Origin of the sequence: Burkholderia sp. HI2714 (assembly GCF_002223085.1) — a bacterium.
Classification (GTDB): Bacteria; Pseudomonadota; Gammaproteobacteria; order Burkholderiales; family Burkholderiaceae; genus Burkholderia; species Burkholderia lata_D.
The window spans coordinates 1-984 of record NZ_NKFM01000161.1; the positions used below are offsets into that span (position 1 = coordinate 1).

The window sequence follows — 984 nt, forward strand, 5'->3', positions numbered from 1 at the left end:
GAGGAGTTGACCTTGCAACAGTTGTCGATCAACCACTGGCACCAAGACATCCGCACGCGGGGGGCGGGCGTGCTGATGCTTGGACAGCGACTCAAGGTTCCGGTGATTGCCAAGCGTCTGGGCGTCAGTGAACAAGCGGTCTACAACTGGTCGCATGCGTGGCGTGATTGTGGCGTTGCGGGTCTGCTGGGCGGGCACAAAGGCGGCCGGCCGCGCGCCATGAACGATGAGATGATCGCGGCCGCAGTACGCATCGCGGCGGCTGAACCACTGACGCGCGCAGACATTTTCGCTCGACTCGAAGCCGAGTTCGGCCCGCTCAACTGGCACCATCTCGATACCCTGAGCAATGCCCTCAAAAGCGCGGGGCTGACCTTCAAGCGCAATCGTTTGTCGCTCAAAAAAAGCGTAACGAAGAGGAGTTTGCGATGAAACGGGCCACTCTCGAAAAATTGCAGCGAGCCGCTCGCGAGGCCGCGATTCGCTTGTTGTTTCTGGACGAGGCCGGGTTTTGCGGCTCGCCCCCGGTTCAGCGAAGTTGGTCACCACGAGGCCTGCCCCATGCGATCGAGCCCAATACGCATACCCGACGCAGCGTGCTCGGGGCGCTCGATTTCGGACCCAACAAACTGATCCATGCTTCGCGGGCCGGCACGGTAAAGGGCGCGGACGTCGTGCGCTTCATCGACAACTTGCTTGCCGATAGCGACGACCGACCCACCGTGATCGTGCTCGACAACGCGAGCATTCACCACGGCACTGACGAGGCGACGCGCGACCGCTGGCTGATGGACCACCAAGCACTCCTGTTCTATCTGCCGCCCTACAGCCCCGAGCTAAACAAGATCGAAATCGTCTGGCGACATCTGAAATATCGATGGCGATGCTTCGCCACCTGGACCAAGAAAACCATCGATGCCGAATTGGCCGACCTACTGGCCGGGTACGGCATCAAATATCAAGTCAGTTTTTCGTGAACACTTA

General features: G+C 59.9%; 2 protein-coding genes. Both read left to right on the plus strand.

The window, feature by feature from the left end; all coding sequences use genetic code 11:
• Positions 1-432, plus strand: a 432-nt coding sequence (locus CFB82_RS41650) for a helix-turn-helix domain-containing protein (RefSeq protein WP_256990788.1), incomplete at its 5' end; no start/stop codon positions are given.
• Positions 429-977 carry an IS630 family transposase gene (locus CFB82_RS41655; protein WP_089487976.1) on the plus strand — a complete coding sequence of 183 codons (549 nt, stop codon included), beginning with the start codon at positions 429-431 and terminating at the stop codon, positions 975-977. The genes CFB82_RS41650 and CFB82_RS41655, both read left to right, overlap by 4 nt.
• Positions 978-984: the final 7 nt, after the last annotated feature.

Bases quoted from the DNA above. Each gene is read 5' to 3' on its own strand.
- CFB82_RS41655 (WP_089487976.1), top strand. From the start codon at position 429: ATGAAACGGGCCACTCTCGAAAAATTGCAGCGAGCCGCTCGCGAGGCC.